This window comes from Mycobacterium sp. E787, from assembly GCF_001668725.1.
GTDB lineage: Bacteria > Actinomycetota > Actinomycetes > Mycobacteriales > Mycobacteriaceae > Mycobacterium.
In genome coordinates this window covers 1-665 of record NZ_LZKL01000107.1, presented here as the reverse complement: position 1 = coordinate 665, position 665 = coordinate 1, and the positions used below count along the sequence as shown (strand labels likewise).

Genomic DNA, 665 nt, shown 5'->3' with positions numbered 1-665 from the left:
CCGGGCGATCTCGCGGATGGTGGCCTTGGAGTAGCCGCGCTGGGCGACACAGCGCATGGTGGCGACGAGGAGCCGGCGGCGGGTCTCCTCGCCGCTGGCGCCGACGGGGCGACCCAGCTGCGCCCGCGTCATGCTGATGTCCTCACTCCTGCGTCCTTTTGACCGGCTCCCTCGAATATAATCGGGCGATCAATTATCCTCCGGCTTCGCCATCCCAGCTCGGCCGCCCAGTCGGCGCCAGCGGCGAGCAGACCCGTGCCCGAATCATCGCCTCGGCGATGCGCTGCGTGGCCGAAGTGGGCCACTCGAAGGCGACGATTCGCGAGATCGCCCGGACCGCGGAGGTGACCAGCGCCAGCCTGTACAACTACTTCCCCAACAAATCGGAGCTGATCAAGGCGGCCGTCGCGGCCAGAACCGAGGTCGCGCTGCCACGGCTGCGCCGGGCCGCCGCCCGTCCCGGCGGCGTCGTCGACCGAATCGAAGCGGTGCTCGACGAATCGGGAAAGTTGATGCGCGAGTTCCCGGACCTCGCGGCTTTCGAGTGGGCGATCCGGGCCGAAAGCCTGCTCGAATCCCAAATCGACGGCGGCCGGACACGGAATCCGGGGTCAAAAGCGTTGCGCGACATCATAAATGACATCGTCGAGGACGCCCGGGAGCGC

1 protein-coding gene and 1 pseudogene are annotated in these 665 nt (G+C 68.0%); one reads left to right on the top strand and one right to left on the bottom strand.

Annotated elements, in window-relative coordinates; genetic code table 11:
* Nucleotides 1–132, bottom strand: a pseudogene (locus A5705_RS21205) (TetR family transcriptional regulator); the annotation flags it as partial.
* A gap of 56 nt (nucleotides 133–188) precedes the next feature.
* On the opposite strand from A5705_RS21205, the gene A5705_RS21200 reads away from it, so the two are divergent.
* The coding region (locus A5705_RS21200) for a TetR/AcrR family transcriptional regulator (protein WP_068279791.1) at nucleotides 189–665 on the top strand (477 nt) is incomplete at its 3' end.